Annotated in this window: 16 protein-coding genes; 11 read left to right on the forward strand and 5 right to left on the reverse strand. The window is 62.9% G+C overall.

The window, feature by feature from the left end:
• Nucleotides 1–37: 37 nt before the first annotated feature.
• The 4 genes from NKH50_RS27450 to NKH50_RS27465 all read right to left on the reverse strand — a co-directional run bounded on the left by NKH50_RS27450 (nt 38) and on the right by NKH50_RS27465 (nt 4,567).
• Nucleotides 38–1,060, reverse strand: coding sequence for a zinc-dependent alcohol dehydrogenase family protein (locus NKH50_RS27450; RefSeq protein ID WP_352740496.1), 1,023 nt, complete (start codon nt 1,058–1,060; stop codon nt 38–40).
• Between the two features lie 32 nt (nt 1,061–1,092).
• Nucleotides 1,093–2,871, reverse strand: a complete 1,779-nt coding sequence (locus tag NKH50_RS27455) for a TRAP transporter large permease (protein ID WP_352506052.1) — start codon at nt 2,869–2,871, stop codon at nt 1,093–1,095.
• On the reverse strand, nt 2,871–3,455 hold the full coding sequence (locus NKH50_RS27460) for a TRAP transporter small permease subunit (protein WP_352700890.1): 585 nt from the start codon (nt 3,453–3,455) through the stop codon (nt 2,871–2,873). Before NKH50_RS27460 ends, NKH50_RS27455 begins: the two co-directional genes overlap by 1 nt.
• Before the next feature lie 206 nt (nt 3,456–3,661).
• Nucleotides 3,662–4,567 (reverse strand): branched-chain amino acid ABC transporter permease, encoded by a 906-nt coding sequence (locus NKH50_RS27465; protein WP_352480085.1) that lies wholly within the window; start codon nt 4,565–4,567, stop codon nt 3,662–3,664.
• Nucleotides 4,568–4,705: 138 nt separating this feature from the next.
• Here NKH50_RS27465 and NKH50_RS27470 point away from each other — a divergent pair, with 138 nt between their 5' ends.
• The 11 genes from NKH50_RS27470 to NKH50_RS27520 all read left to right on the forward strand — a co-directional run bounded on the left by NKH50_RS27470 (nt 4,706) and on the right by NKH50_RS27520 (nt 18,409).
• Nucleotides 4,706–5,314, forward strand: a complete 609-nt coding sequence (locus NKH50_RS27470; RefSeq protein ID WP_254816039.1) for a CGNR zinc finger domain-containing protein — start codon at nt 4,706–4,708, stop codon at nt 5,312–5,314.
• Entirely contained in the window at nt 5,307–5,837 is a 531-nt protein-coding gene (locus tag NKH50_RS27475; RefSeq protein WP_352700888.1) for a hypothetical protein, read from the forward strand. The genes NKH50_RS27470 and NKH50_RS27475 overlap by 8 nt, the downstream gene beginning before the upstream one ends.
• A 224-nt stretch (nt 5,838–6,061) precedes the next feature.
• Entirely contained in the window at nt 6,062–9,541 is a 3,480-nt protein-coding gene (locus NKH50_RS27480; RefSeq protein ID WP_352700887.1) for an indolepyruvate ferredoxin oxidoreductase family protein, read from the forward strand.
• A gap of 152 nt (nt 9,542–9,693) precedes the next feature.
• On the forward strand, nt 9,694–12,015 hold the full coding sequence (locus NKH50_RS27485; RefSeq protein WP_352480089.1) for a putative bifunctional diguanylate cyclase/phosphodiesterase: 2,322 nt from the start codon (nt 9,694–9,696) through the stop codon (nt 12,013–12,015).
• Nucleotides 12,016–12,164: 149 nt separating this feature from the next.
• A complete protein-coding gene (locus tag NKH50_RS27490; RefSeq protein WP_352480090.1) occupies nt 12,165–12,947 on the forward strand; it encodes an N-acyl amino acid synthase FeeM domain-containing protein in 783 nt (260 codons plus the stop codon).
• Between the two features lie 119 nt (nt 12,948–13,066).
• Nucleotides 13,067–13,216 carry a DUF3096 domain-containing protein gene (locus NKH50_RS27495; protein WP_013528205.1) on the forward strand — a complete coding sequence of 50 codons (150 nt, stop codon included), beginning with the start codon at nt 13,067–13,069 and terminating at the stop codon, nt 13,214–13,216.
• Nucleotides 13,217–13,389: 173 nt separating this feature from the next.
• Nucleotides 13,390–13,614 carry an aa3-type cytochrome c oxidase subunit IV gene (locus NKH50_RS27500; RefSeq protein WP_254816044.1) on the forward strand — a complete coding sequence of 75 codons (225 nt, stop codon included), beginning with the start codon at nt 13,390–13,392 and terminating at the stop codon, nt 13,612–13,614.
• A gap of 81 nt (nt 13,615–13,695) precedes the next feature.
• On the forward strand, nt 13,696–14,970 hold the full coding sequence (locus NKH50_RS27505) for a Re/Si-specific NAD(P)(+) transhydrogenase subunit alpha (protein WP_352882269.1): 1,275 nt from the start codon (nt 13,696–13,698) through the stop codon (nt 14,968–14,970).
• Nucleotides 14,970–15,392 (forward strand): NAD(P) transhydrogenase subunit alpha part 2, encoded by a 423-nt coding sequence (locus NKH50_RS27510; RefSeq protein WP_302893582.1) that lies wholly within the window; start codon nt 14,970–14,972, stop codon nt 15,390–15,392. Before NKH50_RS27505 ends, NKH50_RS27510 begins: the two co-directional genes overlap by 1 nt.
• 6 nt (nt 15,393–15,398) lie before the next feature.
• Nucleotides 15,399–16,796 carry an NAD(P)(+) transhydrogenase (Re/Si-specific) subunit beta gene (locus tag NKH50_RS27515; RefSeq protein WP_352700885.1) on the forward strand — a complete coding sequence of 466 codons (1,398 nt, stop codon included), beginning with the start codon at nt 15,399–15,401 and terminating at the stop codon, nt 16,794–16,796.
• A 92-nt stretch (nt 16,797–16,888) separates the two neighbouring features.
• Entirely contained in the window at nt 16,889–18,409 is a 1,521-nt protein-coding gene (locus NKH50_RS27520) for a hypothetical protein (RefSeq protein WP_352882272.1), read from the forward strand.
• A gap of 94 nt (nt 18,410–18,503) precedes the next feature.
• Here NKH50_RS27520 and NKH50_RS27525 read toward each other — a convergent pair whose 3' ends face one another.
• Complete coding sequence (locus tag NKH50_RS27525) at nt 18,504–19,421, reverse strand: hypothetical protein (protein ID WP_352882275.1); 918 nt, start codon at nt 19,419–19,421, stop codon at nt 18,504–18,506.
• Nucleotides 19,422–19,480 lie beyond the last annotated feature (59 nt).

Genomic DNA, 19,480 nt, shown 5'->3' on the forward strand with positions numbered 1-19,480 from the left:
TTCGGGACGCTGGCGCCGCAGCGCATTCCGTTTGCGATCAGCCGGGCACCACCAGAACCTTGACTTCGCCTGGCGCAGGCGGATTGGCGATCACTGCAGCTGACTCTTCAAGCGTGACCTGCCGCGATATCAGCCGGTCTACCTCGATAGCCCCCGAAGCGATAAGATCGGCGGCCCGGCGATGGGTAAAGGGATTGAGGAAGGAGCCCAGGACCTTCAACTCGCGGAACAGCAGGTCGAACGGTTCGAACGCCGCTTTCATGCCTTGCGGCATAACGCCGACGACGACAATTGTGCCGCCCGCTTTGGCCAGCCGCATCGCCTGCTCAACAGTGTCTTTCACGCCTGCGCATTCGAACACCACGTCGACGCCGCCCGGCATCAAACCCGACCGGCCGACGATCGCATCGGTGACATCGAAGGCGCTGGGATCGACCGTCGCCGTTGCGCCAAGTCGCTCGGCAAGAGCCCGCCGCGAGGCCTGACGCGTCGACAGGATGATGGTCGTCGCACCGGCGAGCTTTGCCAGCTGAACGGTGAGCAGGCCGATCACGCCGCCGCCGAGCACCGCGACCGACGAGCCTGGTTTGATCGCGGCAAGGTCCACGCCATGCAGGCAGCAGCCGAGCGGCTCGCAGAAAGCACCATGCGTAGGCTTCAGATCGGCTGGCAAGGCGAAGGCCTGTTTCTGCGGCAAGGCAAGATATTCGGCAAAGCCGCCGTCGCGATGGATGCCGATGGCACGCAGATTGCTGCAGAGATTGACTCGGCCCGCTTGACAATGCGCGCAGCGCCCGCAGGCAATATTGGGATCTCCGGTGACGCGGTCGCCGACCGAAAAGCCGGATACCGCAGGTCCGATCGCCTCGACGATGCCGGAGAATTCATGCCCGAGCGTCACCGGCGGCGTGCACGGGAATTCACCATGGAAAAGATGTCTGTCGGTGCCGCAGACGCCGCACGCCTCGATCCGTACCAGCAGATCGCTCGGCCCGGCGGTCGGTTTCTCGACCTCGCACACGGCGAGGCCGCCCACCCGCTCCAACCGAACCGCCTTCATGGCTGCAGGGCCTTCCTCAGTTGAAACTCGCCTCAGTTGAAACTCGGGGGTTGCGACAGATCGATTGCCGGTGCCGCCGGCTTCGCGGGCGGCTTTTCGTCGAAGCTCGGCGGCTGCGACAAATCCGGTGTGGAAGGTGAGGCCGGGGCAGTGCCGCCGTTGGCCGGCGGCGTGCCAAGCGGCGACAAGCCGATGCCAGGCGTTTCCGGCACCTGGTAGTTGATGGTGCCCGGATCGACGACGGTACCTTTGTAGTGCATCACCATCTGCGGGAAGGCGATGGTCAGGCCGATCATGATTACCTGGATACAGACGAAGGGCACTGCGCCCCAATAGATCTGCCCTGTGGTGACCGGCGCGATCTGCTTGCCGGTGAGCCGGTCGAGATAGGGCACGCGCGCGGCGACCGAGCGCAGATAAAACAGCGCGAAGCCGAAGGGCGGATGCATGAAGGAGGTCTGCATGTTGACGCCTAAAAGCACGCCGAACCAGATCAGGTCGATGCCGAGCTTGTCGGCCGCCGGCGCCAAAAGCGGCACGATGATGAAGGCAAGCTCGAAAAAGTCGAGGAAGAAGGCGAGCACGAAGACGAGGATGTTGACGCCAATCAGGAAACCGACTTCACCGCCCGGCAGCGAGGTCAACAGGTGCTCGACCCAGATGTGGCCATTGACCCCGTAAAAGGTCAGCGAGAACACCCGCGCGCCGATCAGGATGAACAGAACGAAGGACGACAGCCTGGTCGTCGAGGCCAGCGCCTGCTTGACCACGTCGAGCGACAGCCGCCCCTTCATCGCGGCCATTGCCAGCGCGCCGACGGCGCCCATGGCGCCGCCTTCCGTCGGCGTGGCGATGCCGAGGAAGATGGTGCCCAGCACCAGGAAGATCAGCGCCAGCGGCGGGATCAGGACGATGATCACCTGCTGCGCCAGCCTCGACATCAGGTTGATCTTCAGGCGCTGGTCGACGATCGCCACGACATAGATGAAGATGACGCCAATAGTGGCGCCGAGGATATCGGCGTCGCCGCCATGGTTCGGCGCAAGGTAGCGATACGCCGCATAGGAAACCACCACCGCCGCCAGCACCGCCGCCAGCAGCGACAGCACGCCGTGGCCGAGCGTGCGGGCCTCCAGCGGCAGGGCCGGCATCGACTTCGGCCGGAAGATCGACATGAGCAGGATGTAGAGCATGTAGATGCCGGTCAAAATGAGCCCGGGGATCAGCGCTCCCTTGTACATATCGCCGACCGAGCGGCCGAGCTGGTCGGCCAGGACGATCAGCACCAGCGACGGCGGGATGATCTGGGCGAGGGTCCCGGACGCGGCAATGACGCCGGATGCCAGCCGCCGGTCGTAGCCGTAGCGCAGCATGATCGGCAGCGAAATCAGACCCATGGCAATGACGGAGGCCGCCACCACGCCGGTCGTCGCGGCAAGCAGCGCGCCGACGAAAATCACGGCATAGGCAAGGCCACCACGGACCGGTCCGAACAGCTGGCCGATGGTGTCGAGCAGGTCTTCGGCCATGCCGGATCGTTCGAGCACGATGCCCATGAAGGTGAAGAACGGGATCGCCAGCAGCGTATCGTTCGACATCACCCGGCTGCCATAGAAATTATCCGGCAACGCGTGCAGCAACGGCCAGGCGAGATTGATGGAGCCGCCCGAATAGGGCGACAGCAGCACGCCGATGAAGAAGAACATCAGGCCGTTGGCGGCGAGCGAGAAGGCGACGGGGTAGCCGATCAGCAGGAAGACGACCAGCGAGGCAAACATGATCGGCGCCATGTTCTGGGCGATGAACTCGATCACGAGCGCACCTCTTCCACGAGCGCCTTGGCTTCTAGCTCGGCCTGCTCATGCACCGATATGAACGGAGTGGGATCGTCCATCTGACCGCGCATGATGGCGATCTTTTTGATGATCTCGGAAATGCCCTGCAGCGCGAGTAGAAAAAAGCCGGCCAGCAGAATCGCCTTCGCCGGCCAGATGATCAGCCCGCCGGAATTGTTCGACATCTCGCCGCTGCGATACGACAGCGACACATAGGGAACGAAATAGACGACCATCAACGTCACGAACGGCATCAGGAAGAAGACGTGACCGAAAAGGTCTATCCAGTGCTGCACACGGCGCGAGAACATGCCGTAGACGATATCGATGCGGATATGGTCGTTCTGTTTCAGAGTGTAGGCGGCGGCCAGCATGAAGGCGGCGCCGAACAGATACCATTGCAATTCCAGCCAGGCGTTCGAGGACATGTCGAACACCTTGCGGATCACGGCGTTGGCGGCGCTTACCAGGATCGCCAGCAGGATCAGCCACGAAACCCATTTGCCGATGAATTCGTTCAAACGGTCAATGGCTCTGGAAAGAGCGAGAAGCCCTGCCATGCATTCCTCCCTTGTGTCGGAGCGCGCCGGTTCCCTGTCCGTCGCGTCGCTGTGGACCAACGGTATGCAGTGCGTGGTTCGGCGGGTCAACATCGGACAGCCCGCATAAACACAGTTGTGAGGTGGCCGCCGGCAAAATGCTGCCGCGTCCTTTGCATGTCCAAGGGGACATGTGGTTCATTCATCCAACCAAAGTCGGATGCGGCTCAGGCGATCTTCTGTTGGTCGCGGCCGGAGCCGATCAGCACAAGCATAGCGACGAGGAACAGGTACATCCAGCCGTCCCGCCATTCGAGCGGGAAATAGCCGGACCATAGCGATTCGGCCATGCCGAAAGCGGCGGCGCCTAGTGCCGCCCGCAAAGGCGAGAGATAGCCGCCCACTGCGGTCACGAACAGGATTTTCAACCCGTAGACCAACCCTGTGCCGAAGCTGATGTTGCCGTAGTAGAAGGCGGCGAGCACGCCAGCCATTGCCGCGCAAAGGCCGCCGAAAAGCACCGCACGCCGAAACACCGCGCGGACATCGACGCCGCACATCGCAGCGGCGTTTGGATCGTCGGATACGGCACGCCAGCTTCGGCCGAAGCTGGAATGTGTGAACCCCCACGCAGCCAGCGAAATAGCCGCCAGGACGGCGGCGCAATCGAGCAACTGAATCAGTGTCAACGTCGCCTTGAAGCTGGCATTCTGCGCGAAGACGATGGTCTGGGCCAGCATTGGCGGCAACCATAGGTCATGGGTATCGGCGGCGATGCGGCTGGCTTCCGACAAGACCAGCAATATGCCGAGCGTGGTCACCACGATGGCGTTGGGCGAGCGGGCGGCCAGCGGTTCGAAGATGCTTCGCGACAGGACATGGCTGAGCAGCGCCGCATAAAGGAATGCCGCCACTACGCCGAGCGCGACCGATGCAAACAGCGTCAACCACAGCGCCTGATAGCCGAACGCCGCGGTGAGGATCATCGTATGCCCGCAAAAGGCGAACAGCGCGCCATAGGCAAGATTGGTGCGGTGCAGGATGCCGTTGGTCAGCACGTAGCCGAAGGCAAGCAATGCGTAGAGCGCGCCCGAATGCAGCCCGTTCAGAACCTGCTGGAAGAAATAGAGCATGCAAGACCCTCGATGCATGCCCCACAATCGGGGCGGGGCTTGAGACGACGACATTCTCGATACGGCGATCGCCTCACTGACGAGCGTTGCACCCGGAATCTAACTTGTCAAACGCGATTTATCGGTTAGATTCGCGATATGACAGTATCCTGGACTCCGCACCGCTTCACCGGTGGTATGCTGGCGCTCGACACGGCGAACACCGTCGTTTTGCGGAACGATCCGGAGGAAACTTTCGACCGTTTCGACGATCCGGCCGAGATCGCCCGCTTTGCCGAAGCCGCGAGTGGCTTTCGCGCCGCCGAGCTCGGCGGCAGGCGGCTCGTAGCGCCGGCGCCTGAAAAGATCGCACCGGTGGTGCTGTCGATTCGCGAGACGACCGATCGGCTGTTTCGCGGCGCGGTATCGAAAGGTGCGATCGACACCGCCGACATGCCTGAATTCCTGGAAGCCTGCGCCGATGGCCTCGCCCATGGCCACACCGAAATCGGCATGCCCGGAAAACCGTTCGGCGATCCGGCAACGCCGATCGCCTTCGAGGCGGCGCTTGCGGTCTCGGCGCTGTCGCTGCTGCGCAGCGACACCATCGCCAGGCTGAGGATATGTCCGAACTGCAGCTGGCTGTTTGTCGACAAAAGCCGCAATTCCAGCCGCCTCTGGTGCGATATGGCGGTGTGCGGCAACCGCCAGAAGGCAAACCGATACTATCGCCGCCGGACCGCGGCCAGGGAGGTCACCAATGCCTAAGAAATATTCGCGCGCGATGATCGTCGTCGCGGCGTTGTTCGCGGCGACCGCGCTCGGCGCCTGCCGTGATTCCGGCAAGGACCAGCTGTTCGCCATTTCCGGGAAGCTGTTCGAGTTCAACTACCGGCTGGGTATCGCCACCTACGTCATCACCCTCAATCCGCTGCGGCCGGTGGGTGAGGGGCAGGTCGCCGTGGTCTCCTTCCAGAACCCGGCCGGTGGTGATCCGATCATCGTCACCCAGAAAATATGGCCGAAGCTGCCGCATGTGACGCTCACCAGCCCGCCGCTCACCTGCGTTGTCAAGGACAAGCCCTATGCGGTGTCGATCCGCATCGAGGATTCCAGCGGCCAGTTGCTGCAGAGTTTCGAGACCACTCTGACGTCCTCGCTCGACCAGTCGGTCCTGCCCGACCGGCCCCTGGTGGTCGGGCCAGTCTACGAGCTCAACAAGGACTTGGCCGGCCATGTCGACGGCAAGCTGCCCGGTGAACCGAAGCCCAGTTGCCCAAAGGCTGCATGATGCGTCACCAGCGGCACCGACCGCCGCCGGAGTTTTCGTGCTCGGCCATCCTCCCCGACAGGCGTTTCGTGGCGCCACACGGCCGCGCACCGATCGTTTGTTGCGGACCGCCTGGCACCTTCGATTTCGTTTGACCTCCCCGGCAAGGGAAGAAAGACTGTAGGCACTCGACTCCGACGTTGGCCGTGCACCTCCTGGCACGGTCTCCGCACAGGAAACGCCTGATGACGCTGCACAACGTCGCGCTCGACGACAAGTTCGACCTGGCAAAGGAGCGCATCTTCCTGTCGGGCGCCCAGGCAGTCATCCGCATGCTTCTGATGCAGCGCGAGCGCGACCGCCGGGCTGGCCTGAACACCGCCGGTTTCGTCTCCGGCTATCGTGGCTCGCCGCTCGGCGGCCTCGACATGCAGCTGTGGAAGGCCAGAAACCAGCTCGCGCAGTCGGACATCGTCTTCCAGCCCGGTCTCAACGAGGAGCTCGCCGCCACCGCGTGCTGGGGCTCGCAGCAGGCGGAATTGCTGGGCGAGGGTACCCATGACGGCGTTTTTTCGGTCTGGTACGGCAAGGGTCCGGGCGTCGACCGCTCCGGCGACGTGTTCCGCCACGCCAATCTCGCCGGGTCGTCGAAACATGGCGGCGTGTTAGCCCTGATGGGTGACGACCACATGGCCGAATCCTCGACCAACGCGCATGCCACCGAGTTCCTGTTCGTCGACACCATGGTGCCGATCCTCAATCCGGCCGGCGTCCAGGAGATCATCGACTACGGCCTCTACGGCTTTGCCATGTCGCGTTTTGCCGGCACCTGGGCGGCGATCAAATGCGTCAAGGACAACATCGAATCGACGGCCTCGGTCGATGCCGCGCTCGACCGGCTAGATATCGTCGTCCCGGACTTCGACATGCCGCCCGGCGGCCTCAACATCCGTAACGAGATCGACATGCTCGGCCAGGAGGAGCGGTTGCATGAATACAAGCGCGCCGCAGCTTCCGCCTTCATCCACGCCAATGGGCTGAACCGGATCGTCTATTCGGGCGGCAGCAGCGCCAGGCTTGGCATCGTCACCATCGGCAAGAGTTATCTCGACGTTCGCCAGGCGCTGGAGGATATCGGCATCGACGAAGCGGCCGCCAATCGTATCGGCATCAGGCTGTTCAAGGTCGGCTGCCCGTGGCCGCTCGACCTGCAGCACGTCGCCGACTTTGCTCGCGGCCTCGATACCATCGTCGTCGTCGAGGAGAAACGCTCGCTGATCGAGGTGCAACTGCGCGAGAACCTTTACGGCACCGCGACGCAGCCGGTCATCGTCGGCAAGAAGGACGAGCGCGGCGACTGGCTGTTCCCGGCCAAGGGCGCGCTCGACCCCAACGACATTGCCATCGCGCTCGGCGAGAGGATTTTGCGAACGATCGGCCCGTCAGAGGAAATCGCCGCGCGGGTGGCGAAATTGCGCCAGTTCCAGGCGATGCTGGCCGACACGTCAGACATCGCCTCGCGCACGCCGTTCTTCTGCTCCGGCTGCCCACACAATTCCTCGACCAAGGTGCCGGACGGCTCGCTCGCCGCCGCCGGAATCGGCTGTCATTTCATGGCGTTATGGATGGACCGCAATACCGTAGGCTTCACCGCCATGGGCGGCGAGGGCGCGCAGTGGGTCGGCCAGGCGCCGTTCTCGAAGCGCGAGCACATCTTCCAGAACCTGGGCGATGGCACCTACAACCATTCGGGCGTGCTGGCGATCCGCTTCGCGCTGTCGACCGACGCCAACATCACCTATAAGATCCTCTACAATGACGCCGTCGCGATGACCGGCGGGCAGCCGCACGAGGGCGGCCTGACGGTGGACATGATCGCCAGGCAGGTGCGCGCCGAGGGCGTCCAGCGCATCGCCATCGTCACCGACGAGCCGGACAAATATACCGGCAAGGTGGAATTTCCCGCCGGCGCCACTATCCATCACCGCGACGACCTCGATCTCATCCAGCGCGAGTTGCGTTCGGTCAAAGGCGTCTCGGTGCTGCTCTACGACCAGACTTGCGCTGCCGAGAAGCGCCGTCGGCGCAAGCGCGGCACCTTCCCCGATCCCGACAAGCGTATCTTCATCAACGAGCTGGTCTGCGAAGGCTGCGGCGATTGCGGCGTGCAGTCGAATTGCGTCTCGATCCAGCCGGTCGAGACCGAATTCGGCCGCAAGCGCAAGATCGACCAGTCGAGCTGCAACAAGGACTTCTCTTGCGTCAACGGTTTCTGCCCCTCCTTCGTTACCGTTCACGGCGCCAAAATCAGGAAAGCCGAAGGCATAGCCGGCGCGGCCGACCCGCTCGCGGGGGTGCCGGCGCCGGCGCAATTTACGCTCGGTGAACAAGGCTGGGCGGCGATCATCGACGGTGTCGGCGGCACCGGCGTCGTCACCATAGGCGCGGTGCTAGGCATGGCCGCGCACCTGGAAGGCAAGGGCTGCGGCATGATCGACATGGCCGGCCTCGCCCAGAAGGGCGGCTCCGTGTTCACCCATGTCCGCATCGCCCGCACGCCGGACGACATCCACGCCATTCGGGTATCGGCCGGCAAAGCCGACCTCGTGCTTGGCTGCGATCTCGTCGTTTCGGGTGCCAAGAAGGTGCTGGCCGCGGTGCGCGAAGGCCATACCATCTTCCTCGCCAACACCGCCGAGATCATGCCGGGCGAGTTCGCCCGTTCGGCCGATTTCTCGCTGCCCGTCGAGCGGCTGAAGAAAGCGATAAGAACGGCCGCAGGCGACGACAAGACGCATTTCTTCGACGCCACCCGCACCGCCACCGCGCTGTTCGGCAGCTCGCTTGGCGCGAACATGTTCATGCTCGGCTTCGCCTTCCAGCATGGCGGCCTGCCGCTGTCGGCGGAGGCGGTCGAGAAGGCGATCGAACTCAACGGCGAGGCGGTGGCGATGAATGTCGCGGCATTTCGCTGGGGCCGCCGCGCTGCCCACCAGCCGGATTTCGTGCGCGGCCCTCTCGCCCAGCCGGGCAAGGCCACGCAGCCTGCCGCCATTGCCGAGACGCTGGACGACATCATTGCCCGCCGCGTCGCCTTCCTGACCGCCTATCAGAACGCCGCCTATGGCAGGCGCTATGCCGACAGACTGGCGGCGCTGCGCAAGGCCGAAACCGATGCTGTGCCCGGCTCGACCGTGGTGACCGAAGCTGCCGCGAAGAACCTGTTCAAGCTGATGGCGATCAAGGACGAATACGAGGTGGCGCGGCTTTATACGGACGGCTCCTTTGCCGCAGAGCTCGCAAAGCAGTTCCAGAGCTATGGCAAGCTTGAATTCCATCTCGCACCGCCGATCATGGGCAGGCGCGGCAGTGACGGGAAGCCGAAGAAATCGAGCTTTGGCCCGTGGATGATGAACGGGTTCCGCCTGCTGGCGGCGATGAGGGGGCTGCGCGGCACCGCTTTCGACCTGTTCGGCTACAGCGCCGAGAGGCGTATGGAGCGGCAGCTTCTTGCCCTCTATGAAGCCGACCTGGAGCTTGTCGCCGGCGCGCTGGCGCCGGGCAAGATCGAGGCCGCTGCCGCGCTTGTTTCGGTACCGGCGCTCATCCGCGGCTTTGGCCACGTCAAGCAGGCCAGTGCCGAAAAAGCCGCCGGCGAACGCCAGCGCCTGCTCGACCGCCTCTCGAGGGCGCCGCTGCGGCCGCAACTTCAAGCCGCCGAATGATTCCGCGCTCTGACACCCCTTGTTTACCTGAACTGTAGTTTCCCTGCTTCCGCGGCGTCACCAATGGATGCCGGCAGGGCTCGAAACGCCGCTCTAAACCTTTCTTAAGGCCAATGTGACACTGCTGGGTTCCCCAGGGTTGGGATCCAGGCGTGAATCTGAGACGAAAAAACGAGATTCCGGTCGACGTTTACATTCCGTTCGTGGAAACGCTGTTTCGCGACGGGTTCACGCTGTCGATCGGCCTTGTTGCGCAGACCCTCCTCGTCATTCTGGTCTATTGGAAGACCATGGACTTGGCGTATCTTCTAGTTGCTGCTGGGCTCATCATTGTCGGTACTCTGCGCCTTCGCAACATCCGGAAATACGGGCGACTTCCTTCCCCGACGACGTGGGAAGAAGCCCATGATCGCGAAAATGATTACATAATTTTCGGTTCGATGCATGGTTTCATGCTTGGCGCGTTCTGTTTCGTTAGCATTTATCTGGCAAATGACAGCCACGACAACTATGCCGAAATAGCCTCTGTCTGCGTCACTCTTGCATCGGTTACGTCGATTGCCGGCCGCAATTATGGGTCGCCGCGCATGGTCATGATTTTTATCATTACCACCACATGGCCCATATCGCTTGGCTTTATCCTGCGCGGCGATATCTACCACATTATCCTCGGTCTGATGTCGGCCCCTTTTCTGTTTGCGATCAAGCGGTTCGCCGACATCGTCCGCGAAGTCCTGTTTACCGCCCTGTCGGAGGAAAAGAAGGCGAACCGCATCGCGCAGCGTTTCAACCGCGCGCTCAACACCATGTCGCATGGCCTTGTCATGCTTGGTCCCGACGGCCGGGTGGCGGTGGCCAATGCCGAAGCCGCGCACCTGATGTCGCTCAAATCGGCCGATGCGCTGCTAGGCCGCTCGATCCACGGTCTGCTGATGCGCGGCGCTGCAGGCGGCATGTTGGCGCCGAAAGATTGCCGTTACATCGAAGCCCAGTTGACGCGTGCGTTGCGCGAGGGCCGCGACCGTAAGGTCCTGGTCTCGCTCACCAACGGCCAGCACTATGAATTTTCGGCGCGCGAAGGCAGCCAGGAACTGGGCGTCGTCACTTTCGAGGATGTGACCGCCCGGGTCGAGGCGGAAGACAAGATCCGCTTCATGGCGCGCTACGACAGTCTCACCGGCCTGCCCAACCGCGCCTACTTCCACGAGTTGGTGGTGGAAGCCATGGCCTCAGGGGATCCCGCGCGTCTCTGCGGGCTGGTGGTGCTCGACCTCGACGATTTTAAGAGCGTCAATGACACGCTCGGCCATCCGGTCGGCGACGGATTGATCTACGCCGTTGCTGAGCGGCTGGCCGCGGTCGCCGGGCCAGGCATCACCGTCAGCCGCTTCGGCGGCGACGAGTTTATGATCTTCTTCGAGCGCATCGAGGATGAAAGCCATCTGATCGGCCAGGTTGATGAGATCTTTGTCAATCTACAGGGCGAGGTCGATGTCGCCGGTCACGGATTACGCATCCAGGCCAGCGGCGGCGCGGTGCTGTCGCGGGTCAAGGATACCGACGTCGACGCCATGATCGTCAAAGCCGACCTTGCACTCTACAAGGCCAAGGAGCTTGGCAAGAACGGTTGGCGGCTGTTCGAGGCCTCCATGGATGCTGCCTTCCGCAGCCGTCAGCTGATGAAGGCGGACCTGCGCAGCGCCGTGGAAAACAACGAATTGCGGGTGGTCTATCAGCCGATCGTGGCGATGAGCACGATGCGTATCGCCAGTTGCGAAGCGCTGTGCCGCTGGGATCATCCCGATCTCGGGCCGATTTCCCCCGGTATCTTTATTCCGCTGGCGGAGGAAATGGGGATTATTTCCGACATCAGCACCTTCGTCCTGCATGCGGCCTGCACGGAATGCGCGAAATGGCCGGCCCAGACCAGCGTGTCGGTCAATCTCTCGGCCAAGGATTTCCGCAACCGTGATGTCATCCAGAAGGTTCGCGACGCGCTAGCTGAATCCGGTCTTTCCGCCGGACGTCTGGAGATCGAGGTCACCGAGACGGCGCTGCTCGACGACAAGTCGCTGACACGCCAATATATCGAGGAGTTGAAGCGGCTCGGCGTTCGCATTGCGCTCGACGATTTCGGTACCGGCTATTCGAGCCTGAGCTATCTCCACAAGCTGCCGCTCGACAAGATCAAGATCGATCGCTCGTTCCTGATCGACGTCACCCAGAACAGCCGGTCGCTCGAATTGCTGAAGGGCATCGTCAACCTGTCGCGACCGCTGGGACTTTCAGTCACTGTCGAAGGTGTCGAGACCTTCGAACAGCTCAAGATCCTGGCATTGCAGGTCAAGCCGGACCTGGTCCAGGGCTTTCTGTTCGGATCTGCGCTCAGCGCGTCCGGCATCGAGACCATGTCGAGCACCGTCTGGCCTTTCGCCAAGGACATCCAGACGGCAAGGAAGGCGCCGCGGCGCTGACTTCGCGCTGAAAACCGCGTATTTTAGTATAATTTTATTAATTATTAACCTTAACGGGCGGTAAACGACCTCCTACTTATTTTCATCTTTACATCTCATGACCCGTCCGTAGTGTCGGCTGGTGGCGGCAATCGCGGGGAATAGAGTTCATGTGTGCCCAGTTGAGTTCGCTCGGCCATGCGGCGGGCGCTGGTGGGAAAGATGCGTCCGAGACCATGTCCAGCTTCGCGCAACATGTCTATGCGCTGCTTGACCGGACGGAGTACCGACGCTGTGAAAGCGGCGAGGACTTCGAAAGCATTTACAGGCTGCGCTACAATTCCTATCGGATGAACGATCTGGTGCCCGAGAATGCGTCCCGTCAGGTCCATGACGAGTTTGACGAACTGCCCAATTGCCATACGTTTGGAATCTACATCGAGGGGCGGCTGGTCAGCACGATGCGCCTGCATGACGTGTCTGCTGATAACGCCACATCACCAGCGCTCAGCGTATACAAGGACTTGTTGATGCCGCGTCTGGCGGCCGGCGAAGTCTTTATCGACCCGAGCCGTTTTGCCGTGGACGCCGAATGGTCACGGCTTTACCCTCAGATCCCGTATGTGACGCTGCGCCTTGCCGGCATGGCGTGCTTCCATTTCGGCGCGCCTTATTGCATATCCATGATCCGTGAGGACCATGCGGCTTTCTACAAGCGCATCTATCGGGCGCGACCGATCGGTGATGCGCGGCCCTATGCCGGCGTGATCAACTGTTTTGCGCTGCTTTATCAGGCCGATGTCCTGGCGATCAAGAATGAAACCTACGCTCGCTTTCCGTTCTTCCGTTCGACGCCGATGGAGCAGCGCATGTTGTTCGATAAGCCCGGCGCCGGCGAACTCGCGCCGCTGACCATCCTGCCGACCGCCAAGTATTTTCGCGAAGCCGCCTGAACGAGCCCATGGAGCCTTCCGATCGCTTCGGCGTTCTGGGCAAGGGTGCTGGTGGTAGGTCGGCATGGCCGACATCCATCACGCACCGCTTCGATTGCGATCCGATCAAAGGAACCGATATGACCATTTCCACGCTCGCCCTTACCCCGCTTATCTCGCTGATTGCAGGCGTGCTGATCCTGGTGATGCCGCGGCTGCTCAATTATATCGTCGCCCTTTATCTGATCGTTGTCGGCCTGCTCGGGCTGTTCCCCCATCTCGCCGGCTGACGACACCGGCAATAGCGGACCTGCCATCCATTGTGATTGGTATCGCCGCGCTCCGCGCCGCGATTTCAAGTTTTGCTTGAGATTGTTGGCTGCGGCGATGCGGCAATAGCGCCATTGCCCTTAACGCGGCTTTTCGCTATGTGCCTGAAAGATGTCTTCGAAGGGGTATTCCAATGGCTGAACACACGCCGACCGGTCCTGTCGAACTGGGCGCGAAGATGGACTATGCCGAGCACGACCGCACCTATGCCGGCTTTGTGATGCTGGCCAAATATGGGTCGCTATTTTGCGCCGCCGTGCTTCTTGCCATGGCGTTCGGCTTCTTTGTGGGCGGCTTCTTCTCGGCGACTATCCTGTTCGTGCTGATCCTGGCCATCGGCGCTTTTATTCTCCGATAACTCCTCCAACCTTTGTCGAAGGCGCCGCCGCGGACGGTCGGTGTCTTGCGGTAACAGGGTTCCGGCCGAAAGGATCGTGCGGTGGGACAGACGGTTTTCATCCCTCGCGAGCTCGACGCAAACGAGCCTCGCGTCGCGGCCTCGCCCGATACGGTGAAGCGGCTGGCAGCGCTGGGTTTCGACGTAATCGTGGAAACCGGCGCCGGCACGGCGTCGCGCATTCCCGACGAGGAGTTTGCCAAAGCGGGCGCCGCGATCGGCAAAGCCGGCGATGCTGCCAAGGCCGACGTGGTGCTAAAGGTGCGCCGCCCCATGGACGCCGAGCTGAAGGGCTACAAGTCCGGCGCCGCTGTCATCGCGATCATGGATCCCTACGGCAACGATGCTGCCGTCGCAGCCCTTGGCAGGGCCGGTGTTACTGCCTTCTCCATGGAGTTCATGCCGCGCATCACCCGGGCGCAATCGATGGACGTTCTATCCAGCCAGGCCAACCTCGCCGGCTACCAGGCGGTGATCGATGCGGCTGCCGAATATGACCGGGCGCTGCCGATGATGATGACGGCGGCTGGCACGGTGCCGGCTGCGAAGGCGTTCGTCATGGGCGTCGGCGTCGCCGGTCTGCAGGCCATCGCCACCGCGCGCCGCCTCGGCGCCGTGGTCACCGCCACCGACGTGCGCCCGGCCGCCAAGGAGCAGGTCGCCTCGCTCGGCGCAAAATTCCTGGCCGTCGAGGACGAGGAGTTCAAGGCGGCTGAGACGGCTGGCGGCTACGCCAAGGAAATGTCGAAGGAGTACCAGGCCAAGCAGGCGGCGCTGACCGCCGAGCACATCGCCAAGCAGGACATCGTCATCACCACGGCGCTCATCCCCGGCCGGCCAGCGCCGAAGCTGGTTTCGGCGGCGATGGTCGCCTCGATGAAACCCGGCTCCGTGATCGTCGACCTCGCGGTCGAGCGCGGTGGCAATGTCGAGGGCGCCGTGCCCGGGAAGGTGGTGACCGCCGCCAACGGGGTAAAGATCGTCGGCCATCTCAACGTTCCCGGTCGCGTCGCCGCCTCGGCCTCGCTTCTCTATGCCAGGAACCTCTATGCCTTCCTCGAGACGCTGGTCGACAAGGCGACGAAGACGCTTGCCATCAACCGCGACGACGAGCTGGTCAAGGCAACCATGCTGACCGATGCCGGCAAGGTCGTGCATCCCGCGTTCGTCAGGGCTGAACAGGAGCCACCAAAGGGCCAACATGTCGAACCACCGGCCATTCCGGCGAGGACGATGGATGCCGAGGCTTCGGCGAAGCCGGCTGCGAAGAGACCAGCCGCTTCGAGGAAGCCCAAGACCACCGGAGGGATCGCGTGATGGATCAGACTCTGCAGAAAGCCCTCGACCAGCTCGACCAGGCGACAGCTGCCGTGCGGCTCGCGGTTCAGAACCTGGCCGCCGCGCCCGGCACCGAAGCGGCGGGTGACGCCGCTCACGCGCTGTCCGGCGGTGCCATCGATCCCTTCGTCTTCCGCTTCGCCATCTTCGTGCTGGCGATCTTCGTCGGCTACTACGTCGTCTGGTCGGTGACGCCGGCGCTGCACACGCCATTGATGGCCGTCACCAACGCCATTTCCTCCGTCATCGTAGTCGGCGCGTTGCTGGCCGTCGGCATCTCGGCCTCGGGCATCGCCACCGGCTTCGGCTTCGTTGCGCTGATGCTGGTATCGGTCAACATCTTCGGCGGCTTCCTCGTCACCCAGCGCATGCTGGCTATGTACAAGAAGAAGGAAAAGTAGGCCGCTATGAACGCCAACTTCGCTTCCTTCCTCTATCTGGTCTCCGGCATCCTGTTCATCCTGGCATTGCGCGGCCTGTCGCATCCGACCACCAGCCGCCAAGGCAACATGTACGGCATGATCGGCATGGGCATTGCCATCGCCACGACGCTGGCTCTGGCCACCCCTTCCGCCGGCCGCTTCGCGCTGATCGTGCTCGGGCTGGCCATCGGCGGCTCGGTCGGTGCGGTCACGGCACGGCGCATCGCCATGACCTCGATGCCGCAGCTGGTCGCCGCCTTTCACTCGCTGGTCGGTCTTGCTGCGGTCATGGTGGCGGCCGCCGCCATCTATGCACCGGAAAGCTTCGGCATCGGCACCGTCGCCGACATTCATGCCCAGGCGCTGATCGAGATGAGCCTCGGCGTTGCCATTGGCGCCATCACTTTCACCGGCTCGGTCATCGCTTTCTTGAAGCTCGACGGCCGCATGTCGGGCAAGCCGATCATGATCGGTGGCCGCCACTTCATCAACGCGGCGCTGGGCATTGCGCTGATCGTGCTGATCGTGCTGCTCGTCACCACCGAATCCAAGCTGGTGTTCTGGCTGATCGTTGCCGGCTCGCTGGTGCTGGGCGTCCTTCTCATCATCCCGATCGGCGGCGCCGATATGCCGGTGGTGGTGTCGATGCTGAATTCCTATTCCGGCTGGGCCGCCGCCGCACTCGGTTTCACGCTCGGCAATCTGGCGTTGATCATCACCGGCGCTCTGGTCGGTTCATCGGGCGCCATCCTGTCCTATATCATGTGCAAAGGCATGAACCGGAGCTTCATCTCGGTCATCCTCGGCGGCTTCGGCGGCGAGACATCAGCCATTGCCAACGACGGCATCGAGCGCACGGTCAAGCAAGGCTCGGCCGAGGATGCCGCCTATCTGATGATGAATGCGCAAAAGGTCATCATCGTGCCGGGCTACGGCATGGCCGTCGCCCAGGCGCAGCATGCGCTGCGCGAGATGGCCGATAAGCTCAAGGCCAACGGCGTCGACGTCAAATACGCCATCCACCCGGTTGCCGGCCGCATGCCCGGCCACATGAACGTGCTCTTGGCTGAAGCCAACGTGCCTTATGACGAAGTGTTCGAGCTGGAGGACATCAACTCTGAGTTCGCGCAGGCCGACGTTGCCTATGTCATCGGCGCCAACGACGTCACCAATCCCTCGGCTCGTGACGACAAGTCCTCACCGATCTACGGCATGCCAATCCTCGACGTCGACAAGGCGCGCACTTGCCTGTTCGTCAAGCGCTCGCTTGGGTCCGGCTATGCCGGCATCGACAACACGCTGTTCTACAAGGACGGCACCATGATGCTGCTCGGCGACGCCAAGAAGATGACCGAGGAGATCGTCAAGGCCATGGATCACTGAAAAGGCCTCGTTGCCAACTCACCGCCGATCGTCGAATACAGCCCGGCTCCGCGCCGGGCTTTTTCTTGGCTGTTACCGGTTCTGAAGCTACGATGCCGACCCGTCGTCTTGCAAACGACGTCATCGTGGAGGTGCTGGTGCCCGACCCTGGTTCTGCTGCATCGCCGGCCGCCGATCTGACCGCAGCAGAGAAGGCGCCACGCAAGCGCAGCCAGGCGGTAGTGGTCGTGCACGGCATGGGCGAGCAGCGGCCCATGGACACGTTGAGGGAGTTCGTCCAGGCCGTATGGAGCCACGATCCGGCCCGTGCACCGTTCTATGCCCATGTCGCCGATCCGGCCGACCCGATGGGTGCGAAGATCAACCAGAGTTGGATCACGCCCGACAGCCGGACCAATTCGCACGAACTCCGCCGGATCACCACGCCCTATGATGTCGATGGCCGCCGCACCGATTTCTACGAGCTTTACTGGGCCGACATCACCCAGGGCACGACCCGAAGCCGCCTTGCTGCCTGGGTGACGACCCTGCTCTGGCGCAAGCCCGCCGATATTCCGCGCGATGTGCGCAAACTCTACGTCGTCACGCTTTTGGCCACCATCGTCGTCCTCGGCGCGGCGCTGGCGCTCGCAACGTCGACCTGGCAAGGCTACATCTCCTGGACGACCGGTGTGCTTGTCACGGTTCTGGCGTCGTTCGTCATCTGGTCGGTGGACCAGTTTGGCTTGCCTTATTTCGGCGACGTCGCCGCCTATGTACGGGCCGAAGCGGCAACGGTCGAGAAACGGGCGCTTGTCCGCGAGCGTGGCCTCAAGCTGCTGAAGCGTCTCATGATGGACGATGCCTATGACCGCATCGTGCTGGTCTCGCACAGCCTCGGGTCGATCATCGCCTATGATCTGTTGCAGATCTTGTGGGCCGATTTCAGGCCTAGAAAGCTGGAAGCCATTCGCGACAAAGCGCGGCTGAAGGCGATCCACGCCGTCGACAAGGCGACGCTGGCCGCCGATGCCTCCGCCTGGCTCGACAGCCTCGATGACCTCCCCGCATTCCGGCGCAGCCAATGGGAGCTCTACCGGCAGCTTCGCGTCGGCGACGCCGATCATCCGCTGCCGTGGAAGATCAGCGATTTCGTCACGCTCGGCAGTCCGCTGACCCACAGCGAGTTCCTGGTGACCTACGACCTCGCCGAATTCAGGCGCGGCATCGCCGAGCGCCTGTTTTCGGCATGCCCGCCGATCGCCGACAGGGCGGCGGGCGGAACCATGCTCTACCAGGAAGGGCGCAGCCATTCCGGCAAGCCGCTGCGGGCGGTGCATCATGGCGCGGTGTTTGCCGCGACGCGCTGGACCAATATCTTCGACAGGGGCAATGGCTGGCTGACCGGCGACCCGATTTCAGGGCAGATGACGGAAAACTTCGGTCCTGGCGTGGAAAACATCCAGGTGGAGCTGCGCGGCTCGTTTGGCCGCGTCTTCACGCACAGGCTCTATTGGTCGCTGGCGGCGAGCGGCGTCGAAGTCAACGCGCCGGTCGGCGCACGGCCGCGCTCGCACCTTGCCGTGCTGCGCGATGCGGTCGATCTCGGCCGCAAGCTGGAAGCTGAGCTGTAGGCGGTGATCACGACAATGCCGCGGCGGCACTTCAAAGCAAGGTCCCCTTCGGGCGCAATCTTCCCGAAGCGGACCGAGTTCGCCTAGTCACCGATCAACGATTGGTCAGGAAAATTGCTTCCTCGTCGTCGCGCTGCCTGCCGCCAAGTGCTGCAGCCGCGCTGGCAATGAAGGCCCCGATGACCAGCGACAGCGCGCCAATCAGCGAGAAGGTGGCGCCTGCCTTTCTGGCGGTGTCGGCCGCCTGCTGGGCCTTGACCTTGGCGTCCTGCGCTCTGGCGATTACTGCATCGACGCGAGCGGTGGCATCCGCTTCGGACAGGCCTGTACGGGCGGCCACCAGCCGCGACAGATAGGTCTTGTCGTCGGCCGATATTTCGCCTGCTGCGGCACTCGCGATCAGAATGCGCGATGCCTGCGCCGTTGCCGCGGCGTCGCTCTCCGGATTGGCGGCAGCGAGCCTTGCCGGATCGGCCGGGCGGAACAGCGTATCGACGAAATACGATGTGGCGTCGTTAGTCGAGGCGCCACCAGCGTTTGCAGCAGCACCTGCCGAAGCGCCCATTGCAGCGCCCGATGCCACAGTCGAAGCAGCCTGGACACCGCTACCTATCGCGGCCGAAAGCGCCGTGCCGAGCACGCCGGCGACGAGCAGCGTCGCCAGCGCCCAGGCCAGGAAACCGTGAGCGGTATCGCGGAAGAAGACCTCATCGGTGTGGATGCCGACCCATTTGGTGCGCAGGCGTCCGGCGAGGTAGCCGCCCAGGGCCGACGACAGCCACTGCACGACGATCAGCCAGACGGCGGTGGAAACGGCGAAAGTGGTGACTGACGCACCCGAGCCAGACCATGGCGAAACCATGCTCAGCCCAAGCCCGGAGCCGAGCAGCATCAAGATGAAGGTAAGCGTCGACGCAGCAAAGGCGCCGGCGACGATTGGCCCCCAGCTGACAGCGGGGGAAGCGGATTCCGTCGGTGCGGAAACGTCGGCAGTCGTTAGGGTGGACGGCATCGAAGCCCCCTACCTTGCAAACAGCATGATCAGAATAATGATCGGAATCGGGACTCCGA

It is taken from the genome of Mesorhizobium sp. M1027 (assembly GCF_040318745.1).
Lineage (GTDB): Bacteria > Pseudomonadota > Alphaproteobacteria > Rhizobiales > Rhizobiaceae > Mesorhizobium.